This window comes from Polaromonas sp. CG_9.11 (assembly GCF_015752225.1).
In the GTDB taxonomy this organism is placed as follows: domain Bacteria; phylum Pseudomonadota; class Gammaproteobacteria; order Burkholderiales; family Burkholderiaceae_C; genus Polaromonas.
In genome coordinates this window covers 1-17799 of the sequence record NZ_JADOVE010000008.1, presented here as the reverse complement: position 1 = coordinate 17799, position 17799 = coordinate 1, and the positions used below count along the sequence as shown (strand labels likewise).

17 protein-coding genes and 2 tRNA genes are annotated in these 17799 nt (G+C 59.7%); 8 read left to right on the top strand and 11 right to left on the bottom strand.

Annotated elements, in window-relative coordinates; genetic code table 11:
• Positions 1-2 precede the first annotated feature (2 nt).
• On the top strand, positions 3-272 hold the full coding sequence (locus tag IWX85_RS08315; protein WP_036805880.1) for a YfhL family 4Fe-4S dicluster ferredoxin: 270 nt from the start codon (positions 3-5) through the stop codon (positions 270-272).
• Between the two features lie 86 nt (positions 273-358).
• Here the strand turns inward: IWX85_RS08315 and pth are convergent, their stop codons facing one another.
• The 7 genes from pth to IWX85_RS08280 all read right to left on the bottom strand — a co-directional run bounded on the left by pth (position 359) and on the right by IWX85_RS08280 (position 6527).
• The gene (gene pth / locus IWX85_RS08310) at positions 359-1015 is read right to left on the bottom strand and encodes an aminoacyl-tRNA hydrolase (RefSeq protein ID WP_036805877.1); all 657 of its coding nucleotides are present in this window, start codon (positions 1013-1015) and stop codon (positions 359-361) included.
• Positions 1016-1159: 144 nt separating this feature from the next.
• Positions 1160-1813: a 50S ribosomal protein L25/general stress protein Ctc gene (locus IWX85_RS08305; RefSeq protein WP_036805874.1), complete on the bottom strand. Its 654-nt coding sequence runs from the start codon at positions 1811-1813 to the stop codon at positions 1160-1162.
• Between the two features lie 109 nt (positions 1814-1922).
• On the bottom strand, positions 1923-2897 hold the full coding sequence (locus IWX85_RS08300; RefSeq protein ID WP_036805871.1) for a ribose-phosphate pyrophosphokinase: 975 nt from the start codon (positions 2895-2897) through the stop codon (positions 1923-1925).
• A 216-nt stretch (positions 2898-3113) separates the two neighbouring features.
• Positions 3114-3190 (bottom strand) — tRNA-Gln (locus IWX85_RS08295).
• Positions 3191-3265: 75 nt separating this feature from the next.
• Positions 3266-4159 (bottom strand): 4-(cytidine 5'-diphospho)-2-C-methyl-D-erythritol kinase, encoded by an 894-nt coding sequence (gene ispE, locus IWX85_RS08290; protein ID WP_196869429.1) that lies wholly within the window; start codon positions 4157-4159, stop codon positions 3266-3268.
• Positions 4160-4204: 45 nt separating this feature from the next.
• A complete protein-coding gene (locus tag IWX85_RS08285) occupies positions 4205-4576 on the bottom strand; it encodes an outer membrane lipoprotein LolB (RefSeq protein ID WP_231379636.1) in 372 nt (123 codons plus the stop codon).
• 154 nt (positions 4577-4730) lie between these two features.
• Positions 4731-6527, bottom strand: a complete 1797-nt coding sequence (locus IWX85_RS08280) for a tetratricopeptide repeat protein (RefSeq protein ID WP_196869428.1) — start codon at positions 6525-6527, stop codon at positions 4731-4733.
• A 122-nt stretch (positions 6528-6649) separates the two neighbouring features.
• On the opposite strand from IWX85_RS08280, the gene mutM reads away from it, so the two are divergent.
• From mutM to mutY, 3 genes are all read left to right on the top strand, one after another.
• Positions 6650-7465, top strand: coding sequence for a bifunctional DNA-formamidopyrimidine glycosylase/DNA-(apurinic or apyrimidinic site) lyase (mutM, locus tag IWX85_RS08275; RefSeq protein WP_036812463.1), 816 nt, complete (start codon positions 6650-6652; stop codon positions 7463-7465).
• Between the two features lie 65 nt (positions 7466-7530).
• Positions 7531-9519 (top strand): dynamin family protein, encoded by a 1989-nt coding sequence (locus IWX85_RS08270; protein WP_196869427.1) that lies wholly within the window; start codon positions 7531-7533, stop codon positions 9517-9519.
• Positions 9519-10673 (top strand): A/G-specific adenine glycosylase, encoded by a 1155-nt coding sequence (gene mutY, locus IWX85_RS08265; protein WP_196869426.1) that lies wholly within the window; start codon positions 9519-9521, stop codon positions 10671-10673. The genes IWX85_RS08270 and mutY overlap by 1 nt, the downstream gene beginning before the upstream one ends.
• Positions 10674-10834: 161 nt before the next feature.
• Here mutY and rapZ read toward each other — a convergent pair whose 3' ends face one another.
• The 3 genes from rapZ to IWX85_RS08250 all read right to left on the bottom strand — a co-directional run bounded on the left by rapZ (position 10835) and on the right by IWX85_RS08250 (position 14387).
• Positions 10835-11692 (bottom strand): RNase adapter RapZ, encoded by an 858-nt coding sequence (gene rapZ, locus IWX85_RS08260; protein WP_196869425.1) that lies wholly within the window; start codon positions 11690-11692, stop codon positions 10835-10837.
• 121 nt (positions 11693-11813) lie between these two features.
• Entirely contained in the window at positions 11814-13475 is a 1662-nt protein-coding gene (recN, locus tag IWX85_RS08255; protein WP_196869424.1) for a DNA repair protein RecN, read from the bottom strand.
• 33 nt (positions 13476-13508) lie between these two features.
• Entirely contained in the window at positions 13509-14387 is an 879-nt protein-coding gene (locus IWX85_RS08250; RefSeq protein ID WP_036805846.1) for an NAD kinase, read from the bottom strand.
• Between the two features lie 48 nt (positions 14388-14435).
• On the opposite strand from IWX85_RS08250, the gene hrcA reads away from it, so the two are divergent.
• The 3 genes from hrcA to nudB all read left to right on the top strand — a co-directional run bounded on the left by hrcA (position 14436) and on the right by nudB (position 16291).
• Positions 14436-15449 (top strand): heat-inducible transcriptional repressor HrcA, encoded by a 1014-nt coding sequence (hrcA, locus tag IWX85_RS08245; RefSeq protein ID WP_036805843.1) that lies wholly within the window; start codon positions 14436-14438, stop codon positions 15447-15449.
• A gap of 24 nt (positions 15450-15473) precedes the next feature.
• Positions 15474-15550: transfer RNA gene (locus IWX85_RS08240), tRNA-Ile, on the top strand.
• Positions 15551-15823: 273 nt separating this feature from the next.
• Positions 15824-16291, top strand: a complete 468-nt coding sequence (gene nudB, locus IWX85_RS08235; RefSeq protein ID WP_196869423.1) for a dihydroneopterin triphosphate diphosphatase — start codon at positions 15824-15826, stop codon at positions 16289-16291.
• On the opposite strand, the gene IWX85_RS20385 is transcribed toward nudB, so the two are convergent.
• Positions 16272-16499, bottom strand: a complete 228-nt coding sequence (locus IWX85_RS20385) for a hypothetical protein (protein ID WP_231379654.1) — start codon at positions 16497-16499, stop codon at positions 16272-16274. The genes nudB and IWX85_RS20385 overlap by 20 nt on opposite strands.
• On the opposite strand from IWX85_RS20385, the gene clsB reads away from it, so the two are divergent.
• Entirely contained in the window at positions 16422-17603 is a 1182-nt protein-coding gene (gene clsB, locus IWX85_RS08230; RefSeq protein ID WP_231379635.1) for a cardiolipin synthase ClsB, read from the top strand. The genes IWX85_RS20385 and clsB overlap by 78 nt on opposite strands.
• Positions 17604-17799 lie beyond the last annotated feature (196 nt).

Here is a 17799-nt window from a genome sequence, read left to right as displayed (position 1 = left end):
CCATGGCCTTGCTGATCACCGACGAGTGCATCAACTGCGACGTCTGCGAGCCCGAATGCCCGAACGAGGCGATTTTCCTGGGTGCAGAGATCTATGAAATCGACCCGAACAAATGCACCGAATGCGTTGGCCATTTCGACGAGCCGCAGTGCGTGCAGGTCTGTCCGGTGGCCTGCATCCCGGTCGACCCGCAGCACCGCGAGACTCGGGAAACGCTGTGGGAAAAATACAACCGGCTGCAAGCGGTTATCCCGGTGGTTCGGGTGCGCTGAGGCCGCCGACATTGAATTTTATGCATCAAATAGGCACTTTTCGCATAAGAAATATGCGCAAGCAGCTATCAAAATAATAGTAAGTATTACGCCGGCTTTGACATGCTTGCGGCCGTGTCGCTGGCCGCAGCATCCGGCACCGTCGTCGGCCGGGGCGGTTTGGGGCGTGGCGGCTGACTGGTGTGAATCAGCATCGTGGCCTTTTCCATTTCGCCCTTGAGCAGGTCCGGTACAGCTTTCAGGCTGCGCGCGATGCAGTCCTCGATGGCGACGCGGTGTTCCTGGGAAGGCTTTTTCAGCACCCAGTTGATGACTTCGGCCTTCACGCCCGGGTGGCCCACGCCGATGCGCAGGCGCCAGTAGTCAGCCGAGGCGAGTTGCGCATGAATGTCGCGCAAGCCGTTGTGCCCGGCATGGCTGCCGCCGAACTTGAGCTTGACCTGGCCAGGAACGATGTCGAGTTCGTCATGCGCGACCAGCACCTCGCCGGGTGAAACCTTGAAAAAGCGCGCCAGTGCCGCCACCGACTTGCCCGACAGGTTCATGAAGGTCAGCGGCTTGAGCAGCCAGACAGTCTGGCCATTGACCGTGGTACGGGCAACCTGGCCATGGTAATTCTTGTCCAGGCTGAGCGGCGCCTTCAACACTTGCGAGAGCGCGTCAATCCACCAGAAACCGGCATTGTGCCGCGTGGCCTCGTACTCGGGGCCTGGGTTGCCCAGGCCGACAAACAGCTTGATCATGGGGTATGCAAAAAAGAAAGGGGAGGGCGGCAAAGCGTAGCAGAAGCACAGGACATGAAAAAAGCCCTTTGCCTCGCGAGAGGAAAAGGGCCTTGGGTCACTGTCCGGGCAAGACCTTTTCAGGTCATTGCCGCAAGCCGGGAATTACTTCTTGGCGGCGGGTTTGGCAGCAGGCTTGGCGCCGGGCTTGCCCTTGGCAGCCTTGGGGTCGACGACCACGGGAGCGGCTTCGACTTCTTCGACAATCGGGGTCACTGAGACCATGACCGGATTGACCTGGCCTTTGGCAACAGCTTTCACGCCCTTGGGCAGCGAAACGTCCTTGACGCGCAGCGAGCTGCTCTTGGTCAATCCGCTCAGGTCGACGGCGATGAATTCAGGAATATCGGCCGGGAAGCAGGAAACGGTCATCTCGGTCAAGACATGGTTGACGATGCAGTTTTCCGTCTTGACGGCGGGGGATTCTTCTTCGCCGCTGTAGTGCACGGGCACTTTCACGGTCATGCGGGTGCGGGCTTCGACGCGCTGGAAGTCGATGTGCTGGACCTGCTGCTTGTAAGGGTGCATTTGCAGGTCACGCAGCAAAACCTTGTGTTCCTTGCCGGCCAGTTCCATCTCCAGAATGGAGCCGTGGAAAGCTTCCTTCTTGATGGCGTGCCACAAGGCATTGTGATCGATTTCGATCAGGATCGGCTCGGCGGTACCGCCGTAAACGATACCGGGCGTGCGGCCGGTGATGCGGAGACGGCGGCTCGCACCCGTGCCCTGCTTTGCGCGCTCAAAAGCGACGAATTTCATAATCTTCTCCTAAATGGGCGGACCGCGACCAGTCTCACCCTGACTCTAAAAGACTGCCCAGGCTTGAAACCTCGCTAGGTCCCGTTGCTGTGCAGCCGGCTTTTTTGTTTCAGATCAGATCAGGCTGGTCTTGATCCGAGAACAAACTCATGACGGACTCTCCCTTGGCGATGCGCTGCATGGTTTCAGCGATCAGCGGTGCCACGGAGAGCTGGCGAATTTTTTTGCAGGCCAGCGCGTCGGCGCTCAGCGGAATGGTGTTGGTGACCACGACTTCATCGAGTGCGTCGCCCTGCGTGATGCGCTGGATGGCCGGCCCCGAGAAAATCGGATGGGTGCAATAGGCATAGACCTTCTTGGCGCCGCGCTCTTTCAGCACTTCGGCTGCCTTGACCAGTGTGCCCGCGGTATCGATCATGTCGTCCATGATTACGCAGTTGCGGCCTTCGATGTCGCCGATCACATGCATGACCTCGGACACATTGGCCTTGGGACGACGTTTGTCAATGATTGCCATGTCGCAGCCCAGTTGCTTGGCCAGCGCGCGGGCGCGCACCACGCCGCCGACATCGGGCGACACCACCATCAGGTCGGTGTAGTTTTTCTGCCGCAGGTCGCCCAACAACACCGGCGAGGCATAAATATTGTCAACCGGAATGTCGAAAAAACCCTGGATCTGGTCCGCATGCAGGTCCATGGTCAGGACGCGGGTCACGCCAACAGCCTGCAGCATATTGGCGACCACCTTGGCAGTGATCGGAACGCGCGCCGAACGCGGGCGCCGGTCCTGCCGGGCATAGCCGAAGTAAGGAATCACAGCGGCGATCTGGTCAGCCGACGAGCGCTTTAGCGCGTCCACCATGATCAGCAGTTCCATTAGGTTGTCATTGGTCGGCGAGCAAGTGGACTGCACCACGAACACGTCGCGGGCGCGGACGTTCTGCTGGATCTCGACGGTGACTTCACCGTCTGAAAATCGTCCCACATGGGCACTACCCAGTGAGATGCCAAGGTTCTGGGCAATTTCTGCGGCCAGGCCAGGGTTGGCATTGCCGGTGAAAACCATGAAGTCGGGGTGGTGCATTTGCGTATGAAGTCCAGCTGCGGACAGACTTGAAAGTGGAGTGAAATATTTATTGAAACAAAATACGCACTGAAAGTAGTGTGCAACGCGGACTTGGCAGTGAATTGCGTTGCAATCTTTCAAAATACACAGACCCGCCACTTGCGGGTCCGGAAGAGCCGCCATCAGGCAGCTCCTAGATCAACTCAAACCTGCGACGGGCAGGTCTGATAAATTTGGCAGGGGTGGAAGGATTCGAACCTGCGAATGCTGGAATCAAAATCCAGTGCCTTAACCAACTTGGCGACACCCCTACACAGGACAGTTGTTGTTGCCAACAACCGACCTATAACCGTTGCTTGCGAATTGCATTCCAGTGAGCCGGTAATTTACCAACCTGCCAAAGGATGCATTTCCAGATTTTTGCATTTGCGGACCAGCCAGTCGCCAGGAGCGTCTGCCAAGTCGGTATTTTCAAGAATCTGTGCAAATACAGCACTTCCCGAGCCGGTCATGCGTCCTGAAAGCTGCTGCGATTCTAACCACTCAAGTGACTGGACAATCTGCAGGCAAAGCTTTTGCGCGACCGGCTGCAAGTCGTTATGGCCAAATTTAAAAACCTGTCCATCAGCATATGCAGCAAAGCCTAGCATTGTAGCAGTCGCTGTGTCACGTTTCAGACTTGAAGCCTTAAAAATTTCTGGCGTTGATACGCCCACAGGTGTTTTGACCACCAAAAACTGCGCCGATGGCAAGGCAAGCGGCGTGATTTCCTCACCAATTCCCTCGACCCAGGCATGACCTCCCGAAAGGAAGAAAGGAACGTCTGCGCCCAGTGAAAGCGCCAGGGTGCGCAGGTCTTTTTCCGGCAGGCGGACCCCCCATAGGCGCTGGAGCGCGAGCAGGCAACTGGCCGCATCGGATGAGCCGCCGCCCATGCCGGCCTGCGATGGAATATTTTTTTCCAGACCGATGTGAGCGCCCAGCGAGATGCCACAGGCCGCCTGCAAGGCGCGGGCGGCGCGCACGGCCAGGTCTTCGGCCGGTAGCACCTCGGAGGCGGTGCCGTCGGCGCTTTTCAGGTCGGTGCGGCTGATCTGCCCGTCGGTGCGCAGTTCAAAATGCAGCGTGTCGCACCAGTCGATCAGCATAAAAGCCGATTGCAGCAAATGGTAGCCGTCGGGCCGGCGGCCGGTGATGTGCAGGAACAGGTTGAGCTTGGCCGGAGCCGGCACGTCATACAGGGCCTTGAGGGGCCGCGAGGAAACAGGAAAGCGGTTCACGCTGGAAACCTTCAAAAACAGTGAGTCTGTCAGGCGGGCAGGGTGTTACTGGTCGAGCACCACACGAAGATCGGCCCGGGGCATGGGCTGCATCCGGGTGGCGGCGATGCGGCCTTCACCGTGCCGTGAAAGATCGGCTGACCAGCCACTGGCTGTCGCGTTGTCGCCCTGCAGCCAGGCGAACAGCGCACCCAGCGGAACGGCTGCGCCCGTGGCCTGCGCCATCAGGGCATCGACGGAGGCAAAGCGCTGGATGTTGCGGTTGCCCGACTCCAGTTCTGCTTCGCCGGGTGCCCAGCGCAGCACGCCCAGCACATTGCCCAGCGGGCTGATCAATGTCAGTTCACCGCGCTCAGACCGGCCCTTGAGCTCAAAGCCGGCCGAGAAAGACTGCTCGGGCTCGCTCTTGACGTTCAAGCTGATACGGCCTGCCCAAAACTCATTTTTTGGGTTATTTAATGATGTTCCGCTGACTGGACGGGCGCAACCAGCTATTAAAATAGTAGCAAAAATGAATCCGTGAAGAAGCAGGGCGCGCAGCCGGTGGGTGAATTGCACGGCGGTTCCCGGTTTATGGCGTCACCTTGAGGCGCTTGAGCGTCTCAAGCAGCGTTTCATTGTCAGCGTTGATGCGCTGGCCTTCTTTCCAGAGGGCCAGGGCGCGGTCTCGCTGCCCCAGGCTCCAGAGCACTTCGCCGAAGTGCGCGGCAATTTCAGCGTCGGGCCTGGCTTTGAAAGCGGCTTCGAAAATCTGCACCGCTTCAAGCGCGTTGCCCAGGCGAAATTCAACCCATCCCAAGCTGTCCTGGATGAAGGGGTCGCCCGGCGCGAACTCGATGGCCTTGCGGATCAGATCACGTGCTTCGGAGAGCCGCACATTGCGATCGGCCAGTGAATAACCCAGTGCGTTGTAGGCATGGTGGAAGTCTGGCTTGAGCTGAATCACTTGGCGCAGCAGCCGCTCCATGTCGTCGAGCAGCCCAAGCTTTTCAGCCACCATCGACTGCTCGTACAGCAAGTCGGTATCGTCTGGCGTTTTGGCTACTGCCTGCGCCAAAAGTTCGTGAGCCTGGCGGTACTGCTTGAATTCGCGCAGCAGGCCGACTTCGGCATTGAGCTTCAGCCGTGCTTCTTCGGGCGTGCGTTCGGGCAGCGCGCGAATCAGGCTGCGCCCTTCCTCGATCTTGCCCTGGCTGGCCAGAATCGAGGCGCGGCGGGTTTGCGCCTGCATCAGGTCTGCGGCGTTTTCAATCTTGCCGAGCCAGCTTTCAGCCGCCGAATAGTCCTTGCGTTTTTCGGCCAGTTGCGACAGCGAGAGATAGGCCTGCGCCAGGCCGGGGTTGCGTTCGGCCAGCGGTGTCTGCCCGGCCAGCGCAACATAGCGTTCCAGCGAAGCCTGGGCCGCCGCCTGCTGGTTGTCTTGCAGCTGCAGCGAACCGAGCACCAGCCAGCCTTCCGGGTAGTCGGGCTTTTCACGCGTCACGATCTGCAGCTGCGCATTGGCTTCGGCATAGCGCTGAACATCGAGCAGTACGCGGGCATATGCCATGCGGATTTCAGGCAGCGCTTTGGACGGGCTTTGGCCATCGTTCAGGTAATTTTTGACGAGTGTTTCGGCTTCGGGCCGCTTCGGATCAATCAGTTCGAGCGCCACCACTACCGGGCCTTCGGCGCGCGAATCGGCTGCCTGGCCACGCTGGGCCGCCACCAATGCGCCTGGCCTGTTGTCAGCCGCCAGCCGCATCCGTCCGGCCGTGGTCCAGGCTGCACTTGCCGTGGCGAGAGGGGTCAGGTAATCGGCCAGCGCGGTTTCAACCACGCTGGCCGCCAGCTTGCGGTCGCTGACGCGGGCATAAATGCGCGGTATGGCCGCCAGCACGGCCAAGCGCTCGGCATCGGGCACCATCCTGAGTTCGGTTTTCAGCGGCTCGACGGTGTCGGCAATACGGTTCAGTGCAATCAGGATCTGCAGGACATAGCGGTTGGCCTCGCGGGATGCGGGCATCTGCTGCTTCCATGCAAGCGCGGCCTGCAACGCCGCGTCGCCGGAGCGGGCCTGCAGGGCAATGTCGGTGGCCCGCTGGTAAAGCTGGGCATCGCCGGTTTTTCGGGCAGCGTCGAGCAGCAGGGCAAAGCCTGCGGAAGCTTGGTCTTCCTGCGCCGTAAGCTCGCCGACCAGTACCTGGTAAAACAACGCGCTGTCCAGCGGAGACACAGTCGCCGATGCTTGGGCCTCCCTGGCTTCGGCAAGGCCCGAGACTGCTGCGGGTCTGGCGGGGGCAAGGGTCTCGGGGATCGTGGCCTGGGCCAGCACCAGCGGAGCAGCAAGGCACAGGCAGGCAAAAGCAAGGCCAGGTTTTTTCTTCATCACGCATGATAATTGAAGGCTTCTGCCGGCGCTTTGCGCTGGTCATGCACGCAGGTGCTGACGTGGCGACCTCTTGTGCCAGGGTTTGCAAGCCCCGTGTTGTCCTGAAGAGTTTTAAATACATGCCTGAACTGCCCGAAGTTGAAGTCACCCGCCTGAGCTTTGCCAACCGCATTGCAGGCGCCCGAATCGAAGACGTGGTGGTGGGCAAGCCCTTGCGCTGGCCACTGGGCTGCGAGGCGACCCAGTTGCATGGCCAGCAGGTGCTGGCTGTGCGCCGTCGTGGCAAGTATTTGTTGCTGGACTTGAGCCAAGGCCTGTTGCTGATGCACCTGGGCATGTCGGGCAGCGTCAGTTTTGGTGCCAAGCTGCCGGTGGCAGGCAAGCATGATCACTTTGACCTGGTGACCAGCCTGGGCACCTTGCGATTGCACGACCCGCGGCGCTTTGGGGCCGTGGTTCATGCCGCAAGCGAAGCCCATCCTTCGGCGCAAAAGCTGCTGGGGCATCTGGGTGTCGAGCCGCTGAGCGAGGCGTTTGACGCGCTGGTGTTTCATCAGTGGCTCAACGCGCGCAAGACCGCCATCAAGCCGCTGCTGCTGGCGGGCCAGGCGGTGGTCGGCGTCGGAAACATCTATGCCTCCGAGGCCTTGTTCCTGGCGGGCATCCGCCCCACCACCCGGGCATCGCGGATCAGCAAGCCGCGCGCTGCCCGCCTGCACCATGCGATCCAGACGGTGTTGACGAATGCCGTCGCCAAGGGCGGCAGCACGCTCAGGGATTTTTCCAATGCAGATGGCGAGGCGGGTCATTTTCAGCTGGACGCCATGGTTTACGACCGAGTGGGCTTGCCGTGCAGGGTCTGTGGCGCGCCGATCAAGGGTATTCGGCAGGGCCAGCGCTCCACCTTTTATTGCGCCCGCTGCCAGAAACCATAAGCGTTCCGCACAGTCGGCCGAAGTCCAATGCTATATTGGCCTGACCACTTGTATGACCACAGCGCATGTCTTTCAACGAACAATTTGACCAGTATGGCGCCTGGCGGCGCGAATTCGCCTTGTGTCTCAAACGGCTCGCCGAGTGGATGAAAGAGCAGGGCCTGCTCAACGCGGCGGTCGAAGCCCGGATGCTCAAGCTGGAGTCTCAGGTGCGCTCTGACAAGGTCATGGTGGCGTTCGTGGCGGAGTTCTCGCGCGGAAAATCCGAGTTGATCAATGCCATTTTCTTTGCCGGGCATGGCCGCCGCATCTTGCCGGCAAGCGCCGGGCGGACCACCATGTGTCCGACCGAACTGGGCTATGACCCCGATACTGCGCCTTGCTTGCGCCTGTTGCCCATCGAAACGCGGCTGCAGCGTCAGGCCTTGGCGGAGTGGCGCCTTGTGCCGGAAAAATGGCTTCAGGTTGACCTGGACGTGGACAACCCCGCCCAGCTGGCAGCGGCGTTCCAGAAGGTCGCCGAAGTGCTGCATGTGCCGCTGGAGCAGGCCCGCGCACTTGGCTTCTGGAATGACAGCAGTCCCGAAAACCATCCGCCGGTGACGGCCGATGGCCGGGTCGAGGTGCCGAAATGGCGCCATGCACTGGTCAACATTGCGCATCCGCTGCTCAGGCAGGGGCTGGTGATTCTTGATACGCCGGGGCTCAATGCCATCGGCGCAGAGCCTGAACTGACGGTCAGCCTGATTCCGCAGGCGCATGCCGTGGTTTTCATCCTGGCGGCCGACACGGGTGTGACCCGGTCCGACTTGTCCATCTGGCGGGAGCATTTGGCCAGTGGCACGAAAGGTAGCGATAACCGCCTGGTCGTGCTCAACAAGATTGACACCTTGTGGGATGCGTTGAGCACACCCGAACAGGTCCAGGCGCAGATTGACCGGCAAAGGGCAAGCTTGGCTGACATCCTGGGATTGCAGCGCTCGCGGGTGCTTGCCGTATCGGCGCAAAAGGGTCTGGATGCCAAAGTCATGCACGACGACGCGCTGTTGAAGGCCAGCCAGTTGCCGGCGCTTGAAGTGGCCTTGGCAAAAGTCTTGATGGGCCAGCGGCAGAAAATCCTGCGCGCGGCCGTCGCCGCCAGCATTCAGGAACTTAAAAGCGAGGCCGCACGCGCATTGACCATGCGCCGTCGCGACCAGACCGAGCAGATGCTGGAGCTGCGCGGCTTGCGGGGGAAAAACAGCACGGTCATCCGGCACATGCGCAAGCGGATCGCGCACGAGCAAGCCGAGTTTTCAGGCAGCAGTGCCAGGTTGCATGCGGTTCGTTCGGTGCACAACACCTTGCTGGGCGATGTCGTGCATTTGTTGGGCATGCCGACGCTCAGGGCCGAACTTGCCAGGTTGACCGCTGCGCTCAAGCAGCCCGGCATCAAGCTGCGCCTGAAAAAAACCTATGGAGAGACGTTTTCAAGCTTGCGAAAAGCGTTGTGTCAGGCTCAAACCATCACGACTGACATGCAGGCGATGCTGGATTCGGCCTTCCGGCAACTCAACGCAGAATTCGGTTTTTCGCTGCAGGCAGGGCGGGCGCCGGATATGACCCAATATGAGCAGGACCTCGAACTGATCGAGCGCAGCCACTTGCAGTACCTGGGCCTGGGCAATGTGATGCGGCTTGCGCAGGCCGGGTTTTCCGACCGGCTGGTGCGTGCACTGAGCAGCCGCCTGCGTATGGTTTTTGAGCCGGCTTTGGGTGAAGTGGAACAGTGGAGCCAGTCTGCATCTGTGCAACTCGATGCGCAAATACGCGAACGGCGCCAGGGTTTTGCCAAGCGCCTGGAATCCATCGAGCGCATTGCGCAGGCTGCGTCAACGCTGGATGAACGAATTGCTGAACTGAATGTGCAGGACATGCGGCTTCGAGCCCTGGAAACCACGCTCGGCGAGCTGACCTTGCAGCTTTTGGACGTTCAGCCTTTGCCTTTTGCGTTCCCTCCATTCCAGAACCCGGCGATTGATACGGCGGGCGCAGTGCTGGCTGAATTGGCATGATGAGGCGTAAATCAGATGCCAGCAGCCTGATTCAAACAGGCCACTCCCCCGAGGCGGGCTCTTTTATTCCGTCTTCGTTCGCGAACGAAATCGTGCATTGGCAGCAAGGCCATGGACGCAACAGCCTGCCCTGGCAGAACACGTGCGATCCCTACCGGGTCTGGCTGTCGGAAATCATGCTGCAGCAAACCCAGGTGGTCACGGTGCTGGCCTATTACGACCGGTTTTTGCAGCGCTTTCCCCGTGTGGGCGATCTGGCTGCCGCTTCCGATGACGAGGTGATGTCCTTGTGGAGCGGGCTGGGGTATTACAGCCGCGCGCGCAACCTGCATCGCTGTGCGCAGCAGGTGATGGCGCTGCACCACGGGCAATTTCCAGCGACTGCCGAGCAATTGCAGACCTTGCCAGGCATCGGCCGCTCGACCGCCGCTGCCATCGCTTCATTCTGCTTCGGGGAACGGGTTGCCATTCTGGACGGGAACGTGAAGCGGGTGCTCACGCGGGTGCTGGGTTTTTCCGGCGATCTGGCGCAGGGCGCCCAGGAGCGCGCGCTCTGGAGCCTGGCCACCGAGCTGCTGCCGCATGACGACCTGGCACAAGCCATGCCGCGCTACACCCAGGGGCTGATGGACCTGGGCGCCACCATTTGCACCGGCCGCCAGCCAAAGTGCCTGCTGTGTCCGGTGCAGGCGCTGTGCCGTGGGCGGGCGCAAGGAAACCCCGAAAAATACCCGGTCAAGACCCGCAAGCTCAAGCGTAGCGCCCAGTCGATCAGCCTGTTGTGGGCGCAACGGCCCGACGGGTCGGTGTGGCTTGAAAAGCGTCCCGCCACCGGCATCTGGGGCGGGCTTTACTGCCTGCCGGTGTTTGAAAGCGATGACGCCTTCAAGTCGCTTCTGCCGCAAAGCCTTGAGGGCCGTATCGAGGCCCTGCCGGCCTTTGTCCATGTCTTGACGCACAAGGATCTGTATTTGTCGCCGTGGATTGCAGGCTTCCAGGCCGATCAGCCCATGCCTGGATCGATGGTGTCTGAAACCCGTCCGGCCGCCTGGTTCAGTCCCGAAGCGTGGCCAGCTCTGGGTCTGCCCGCACCCATCCGCAAGCTGCTGGCGCAGGATGCCGCCGACCCAGCGGATGGAGCGGCCACGATTTAGCCCGAAAGTGAATTTTTAAGATAAAAAAGGCCTCTGGCGCAATACTGGTATGCACAAGTAGCTATGAATAAAATAGCAAAAAGCGCTCAAGCCACTTTGAGCACCGCAAGCGCCTTGAGACAAGGGCCGAGGGATATTGCGCCCGTGTTGAGCCGGGCTGATCAGCCCGCTTCAAGCTCGCGGTGCCGTTTCAGCGTCGGCCAATCCTTGCCAAAGGCCGCTGCCAGTGCCTCCACCAGATAAACCGAACGGTGCTGGCCGCCCGTGCAACCCACCGCCACCGTGACGTAACTCCGGTGGTCGCGCGCCAGGGCCTGCAGCCAGTGACTGAGGAATTGCTCGATATGCCGGAACATGTCGTCCACCTCCGTGTGCGCCTTCAGGAAGTCTGCAACCGCCTCGTCAAGCCCGGTCTGGTTCCGCAGCCCTGCCTCGTAGTGGGGATTGGGGAGCATGCGCACGTCAAACACGTAATCGGCATCAAGCGGCACGCCGCGCTTGAACGCAAACGACTCAAAAACCAGTGTCAGCTGACGGCCTGGCTGCCGAAGCAGCGATTTCACGTAGCCCTGCAACTGTGCCGACCGGATCATGCTGGTGTCAATCACATGCGCCTGCTCGCGCATTTCACCCAGCAGCTTGCGTTCAAGTTCGATCGCGTCGACCAGCGCCCGGTGCTGGTCGGTGGCGTCGATTCTTGACAGCGGATGCAGGCGCCTGGTTTCTGAAAATCGCCGGACCAAGGTGTCGGTATTGGCATCAAGGAAGAGCGACTGCACTTGCACCCCCTGAGCCTTCAATTCCTTGAGCTGCTGTGGCACCAGCGGCAGCGACGTGGCGCTCCTGACATCCATGGCGATGGCCAGCTTTGGGGCGTTGTGCGGCCGTTTCAGGGCAACAAAAGGTGACAGCAGTTCTGGTGGAAGATTGTCCACACAGTAGTAACCGGCATCCTCAAGGGCATGGAGCGCGACCGACTTGCCCGAGCCCGACATGCCAGTGATAAGAATCATTTCCATCACGTCAACCTTCCGGCTCGTGACAAGCGCTGTCCGGTCTTGGAACGGTCATGGCTGCGGGGTGAATTCGGGTAAATCAGAAGACAGGTGTTCATGCTCCTGATGGTATCAAGCAGGCTGGCTAAATCCCCTCTTCAGGGGATTGATCCAGCATTTCAGTGGCATGCGCAAGGGTGGCACCCGAAAGGCGTTCCCCGCCCAGCATTCGCGCAATTTCGGTCACGCGCAACTTGCCGGTCACATGCTCAACGGTGCTCAGCGTGCTGCCTTGCTCCGAGCGTTTGGACACCACGAGATGCTGGTTGGCAAAGGCGGCCACCTGCGCCAAATGCGTTACCGCCATCACCTGCCGGTCCTGGCCAAGTTGCCGCATCAGCCGGCCAACAGTTTGCGCGACTGTGCCGCCCACCCCAGAATCCACCTCGTCAAAAACAAGGGTCTGGGCCTGTCCCAACTGGCTGGTGGTGACGGCAATGGCCAGCGCGATGCGGGACAACTCGCCGCCCGAAGCCACCTTGGCCACCGGCCTGGGCGTGCTGCCGCCATGGCCGGCGACCAGAAACTCGGCCTGCTCCAGCCCGTGCTGCGCCGGTTGTTCGGCTGGCGCAAGCACCACTTCAAACCTGCCGCCCTGCATGCCCAGACCTTGCATGGCCTGGGTGATGGCGCTGGCCAGCAAGGGCGCCGCCTGGCTTCGCAGGCGCGACACCTGGCCGGCCTCTTTCATGTACCCGGCTTTGGCCTGGTTCTCGTTGCATTCAAGCTGAACCAGGTCGGCGGCCTCGTCCAGTGCGCGCAGCTCAGCCTTCCACGATGCCAGCAGTTCAGGCAGTTCGGCAGGCGCCCGCTTGTAACGGCGTGCCAGGCTGATCCATTGCGCCAGGCGTTCGTCCAGCTCGGCCAGCCGCAGGGGGTCGAGTTCGGCGTCCCGGGCATAGGCTCGCAATGAATGCACGGTGTCGTCCATTTGCGCCAGGGCCGTGTGCAAGACTGCGGCCAGTTCCTTGAATTCCGGCTCTATTTGGGCCTGGTTTTCCAGGGCCTGAATGGCGCGGCTCAGCAGCGTCAGGGCATTGTCATCAGCCTCTCGCAAGGCGTCGACCGCTGTTTGCACGGCATCGCGCAAATCCTGCATGTTTGACAACCGCCCATGCTGGGCGTTGAGTTCTTCCCATTCATCCTCGACAGGCGCCAGTTTGCCCAGTTCCCCAATCTGCCATGCCAGCCGTTCGCGGTCACGCTCCAGGCTCTCCCGGGCATCGTTTGCCTGGGCGAGGATTTTTAGTGCCATGCGCCATTCCTGCCAGCGCAACGAGAGCAGTTCGGTTGAAACGCCTGCATACGAGTCCAGCAGGCCGCGAACGGCGTCGGGGCGCGTGAGGCTTTGCCAGGCGTGCTGGCCATGAATGTCCACCAGCTGACTGCCGATATCCTTGAGCTGGGTAACAGTGACTGCGCTGCCGTTGATCCATGCCCGGCTCTTGCCCTGCGCGTCCACCGTGCGGCGCAGCAGCAGGGTGTCGCCGGACTCCATGCCGGCCTGCTCCAGCCACGGTGCCAGCCGGGCAGGGCTGTCGAATTCGGCACTGATCTCGCAGCGCGCCGCGCCCTCGCGCACCACGCCGGCATCGGAACGCGCGCCCAGCACCAGTTGCAGTGCGCCAACCAGTATCGACTTGCCGGCGCCGGTTTCGCCAGTCAGCGCAGTGAATCCGTCCATCAGGTCAAGATCAAGTTCGCGCACGATCACGAAATCCCGCAGGGCAATGCTTTTAATGCTCATATCTCGGTGCAGGCCAATGGAGGGCGGCAGCGCTCAGGCTACAACGCCTTCGTTCCAGTGAAGCTTCTTGCGCAGCGTGTCGAAATAACTCCAGCCCTTGGGGTGCAAAAAACGCATCTGGAACTCCGAACGCCTGACAATGATCCGGTCGCCATGCAGCAAGCTGGCCAGCGACTGCATGTCAAAGCTGGCGCTTGCATCCCGGCCTGCTACCAGTTCAATGGCAACTTCTCCCGAGTCTGAAAGCACGATTGGCCGATTTGACAAGGTATGCGGGGCAATGGGCACCAGTACCCAGCCACCAATCGAAGGATGCAGCAATGGACCGCCCGCTGAAAGTGCGTAGGCCGTTGAACCCGTGGGCGATGCAATGATCAGGCCGTCGGCCCGCTGGTTGGCCACAAATCGGCCATCGACTTCGACACGCAACTCGACCATGCCAGAGGTCGCCCCTCGATTGACCACGACGTCATTCATCGCCGTGGCGCTGAAAACGCAATGGCCATCGCGCATGACCTTGGCCTCCATCATCCAGCGCCGGTCTTCCTCGAATTCTCCGCGCAGCATGGGTGTCAGGGTATTTTGGTAATCCTCAAAGGCAATGTCGGTGATGAAGCCCAGCCGTCCCTGGTTGATGCCGACCACAGGCACGCCAAACTGGGCCAGCAGGCGCCCGATACCCAGCATGGTGCCGTCACCACCTACCACCAGGGCCAGGTCGCACTGCGCGCCAATTCCGGCCGCATCGAGCGTGGCGAACTGGTTCAGACCGGTATTGCGCGCCGTGTCCTCCTCGAGCGCCACGTCGCAACCCTGCGAGTCCAGGAAATGCGCAATGTCTTCCAGGGCAGAGCGGGAGCCTTGGGCCTGGTACTTGCCGATCAGTGCGACATGGCGGAATTGCGACTTCATTTTCAAATTACATCACAACCTGCCGAGCAAGCTTCGTAGAATGTCCTCATGCTTGATAGTCGCGCCCGTTTGTTGTTGAAAGCGCTGGTTGAGCGCTATATTGCCGACGGCCAACCGGTCGGCTCGCGCACGCTTTCCAAGGCTTCCGGACTGGAGCTTTCCCCCGCCACGATCCGCAACGTGATGAGCGACCTAGAGGATCTCGGCCTGATCGTCAGCCCGCACACGTCTGCCGGACGCATTCCGACAGCGCGGGGCTATCGCCTGTTTGTCGACACCATGCTGACCACACAGCGCGACCCGCTGACGGTGGCCAGCCAGATGGCACGCATTGCGCCGGACCAGCCGCTCAAGGTCATCAGCAATGCCGCGCACATGCTGTCGAGCCTGTCGCAATTCGTCGGCGTGGTGATGGCGCCGCGCCGGACGTCGGTGTTCAGGCATATCGAGTTCTTACGCCTGTCCGAAAAGCGCTTCCTGGTGATCATCGTGTCACCCGATGGCGATGTGCAGAACCGCGTCATCTTCACCGAAACTGACTACAGCGCCTCGCAATTGATCGAAGCTTCAAATTTTCTCAATTCTCACTATGCCGGCATGGCGATCGAAGAAGTGCGTGAGCGCCTGAAGAATGAAGTGGACGCACTCAGGGGAGAAATCGCGTCCCTGATGCAGGAAGCGGTCGTGGTCAGTTCCGAAGCCATCGAGTCGCGTGACGAAGTGGTTGTTTCAGGCGAGCGCAACCTGCTGGCGGTCAGCGATTTTTCTGGCGACATGGACAACCTTCGCAAGCTGTTTGATCTGTTCGAGCAGAAGGCACAACTGATGCGCCTGCTCGATGTCTCCAGCCGCGCCGAGGGTGTGCGAATCTACATAGGCGGCGAAAGTCAGGTGATTCCGTACCAGGAACTGTCGGTGGTCACGGCACCTTACGAGGTCGATGGTCAGGTTGTCGGAACGCTTGGGGTGATCGGTCCAATGCGCATGCCCTACGAAAAGATGATCCAGATTGTCGACATCACATCCAAACTGGTCAGCACGGCGCTCAGCCACAGCAAATAGAGCCATTACAATCTGCCAGTGGAGGGGGCGTTAGCTCAGTTGGTTAGAGCAGAGGACTCATAATCCTTTGGTCCACGGTTCAAGTCCGTGACGCCCTACCACGCTACATATGGAAATCCTGCTATTAAAAGTATAGCGTTGTTTTTTTGTTTTTGATGCCGCAACCGCTGATTTACGGTCAATATGCTTTTTGTGTGGGACTCCATACTGGCAACTGCAGTTCAATAAACATGCCCCAGCAGCGACAGTCGCTGGCGGCGCAAAATCCTGGCAATCTGCGCTACCGTGCCTTGCTGAGGTAAGCCGATTCAACGCGGTTAATCATCGACCAATGGCTTGCCGGGCAAGCCTCTGCCAGGCCGCAATAATTGATCATGGATTCAAACATTGCCTTATACAAAATTCCAGAGTCGGTGCTGGTCATCATTTACACATCTCGACTCGATGTACTGCTGATCGAACGCGCTGACCATCCGGGTTTCTGGCAGAGCGTTACTGGTTCAAAAGACACTTCAGACGAGCCGTTGCTGGAAACAGCGCGCCGTGAGCTTGAAGAAGAAACCGGCATTGTTGCCGCGCCGGACCAAATGCGAAACTGGGGTCTTTCGAACGTGTACGACATTTATCCGGCCTGGCGCCATCGTTATGCCCCCGGCGTTACGCGCAATACCGAGCATGTCTTCAGTCTGTACCTGCCTGAAAGCTGTGCCGTCAGGCTGAGTCCCCGTGAACATACGGCTTCGCAATGGCTGGCGCATCAGAAGGCTGCGGAAAAATGCTTTTCCCCATCCAATGCAGAGGCGATCTTGCTTCTGCCAAGGTTCAAGGAGTCAGTCGATTAATGGGCGTGGCAGCGTCAGCAAGTTTGCTGTTCTCATAAGAATTTAAAGCTTTTCTCATAACTTCTCTTGTCCACTGATGGCAGATTCCACCCAATCCGAAACATTCCAACTGCTTCAAGGGGGGCAGGCATTGTTTCCCGCGCTTGTACAAGCCTTCGACGATGCTGCCCGATGGATACAGCTTGAAACCTATATTTTTGATATTCATGGGGCCGGGGCTTTGGTGGCCGATGCTCTGGTCCGGGCGGCCAAACGCGGTGTGACAGTTCAGGTGCTGGTGGATGCAGTCGGTACCGGGCCATTGCCAGTTGACTGGCAGAAAAATTTTTCCAGTTCAGGTGTTCAGTGGTGTGCGTATTCGCCGGTGGGCTCAAGCTTGGGATTTTTGGTGCCTGAACGCTGGCGCAGACTGCACCGCAAGCTGTGCGTGGTGGACGAGCGGATAGTTTTTTGCGGCGGCATCAACGTGCTGGACGATTTCTACGATCCCACCTACGGAAAACTGGAGGCGCCGCGCTTTGATTTTGCAGTGATCCTAACCGGACCCTTGGCAGCCGAAGCGACCGACGCCATGGCCCTGTTGTGGTGGCGTGTGCAGGCTGGCTACAGCGCGCGGCAAAGGCATTTGAATGAAGCCTGGGAAAAATTCAAGGCCGCAGGTTACGGTGGACGCATCGATGCAAAGTTGCTTGCACAACCTTTGGATTCCAACCTTTCCAGCCTAACAGGCAGTTCCCACACCAAGGCGGTGCTGGTGCTGCGCGACAACCTGCGTAACCGCCACAGCATCGAAAGGGCCTACCGCAAGGCCATTGGCAAGGCGCGCCAGGAGGTCATCATTGCCAACGCTTATTTTTTGCCAGGCCGCAAGTTGCGCCGCGCGCTGATGAAGGCCGCCAGGCGCGGTGTGCATGTGACCTTGCTATTGCAGGGCAAATATGAATACTTCATGCAGTATCATGCCGTCCGGCCGGTGTACGGCGCCCTGTTGGCCGCAGGTGTCGAGATTCACGAATATTCCACCAGCTTTCTGCATGCCAAAGTGGCTGTTGTCGATGGACACTGGGCTACTGTCGGTTCATCTAACCTTGATCCCTTAAGTCTTTTGCTGGCCCGCGAAGCCAATGTAGTGATACAGGACCATGATTTTGCGGGCGAACTCAGGTCCTGCCTGCACGCAGCGGTCGCGCATCACGGAGCCCGCATAGACCCCGCGTTGTACAGCCAGCGTCCATTGGGCCGCCGTATCCAGGGCTGGATGGCCTATGCCTTGATGCGGCTGGCCCTGATACTGACAGGCCAGCGTTATTGAAATAAAACACAGTGACCGTCAAGTCATCAGTGCAAATTCTGTTTGCTATGTAATACATAGCTATAAAGGCTTTACAGTAGTGCGCGTGATCACTAAAAAGCCGCAGATTCAATTACAAAATGCACCAAAAGCTAATGTAAGGGGTTTCATCTCGATGGCATGAAACACCTCGTGAGGAGTGCGAAATCCCAGGCAT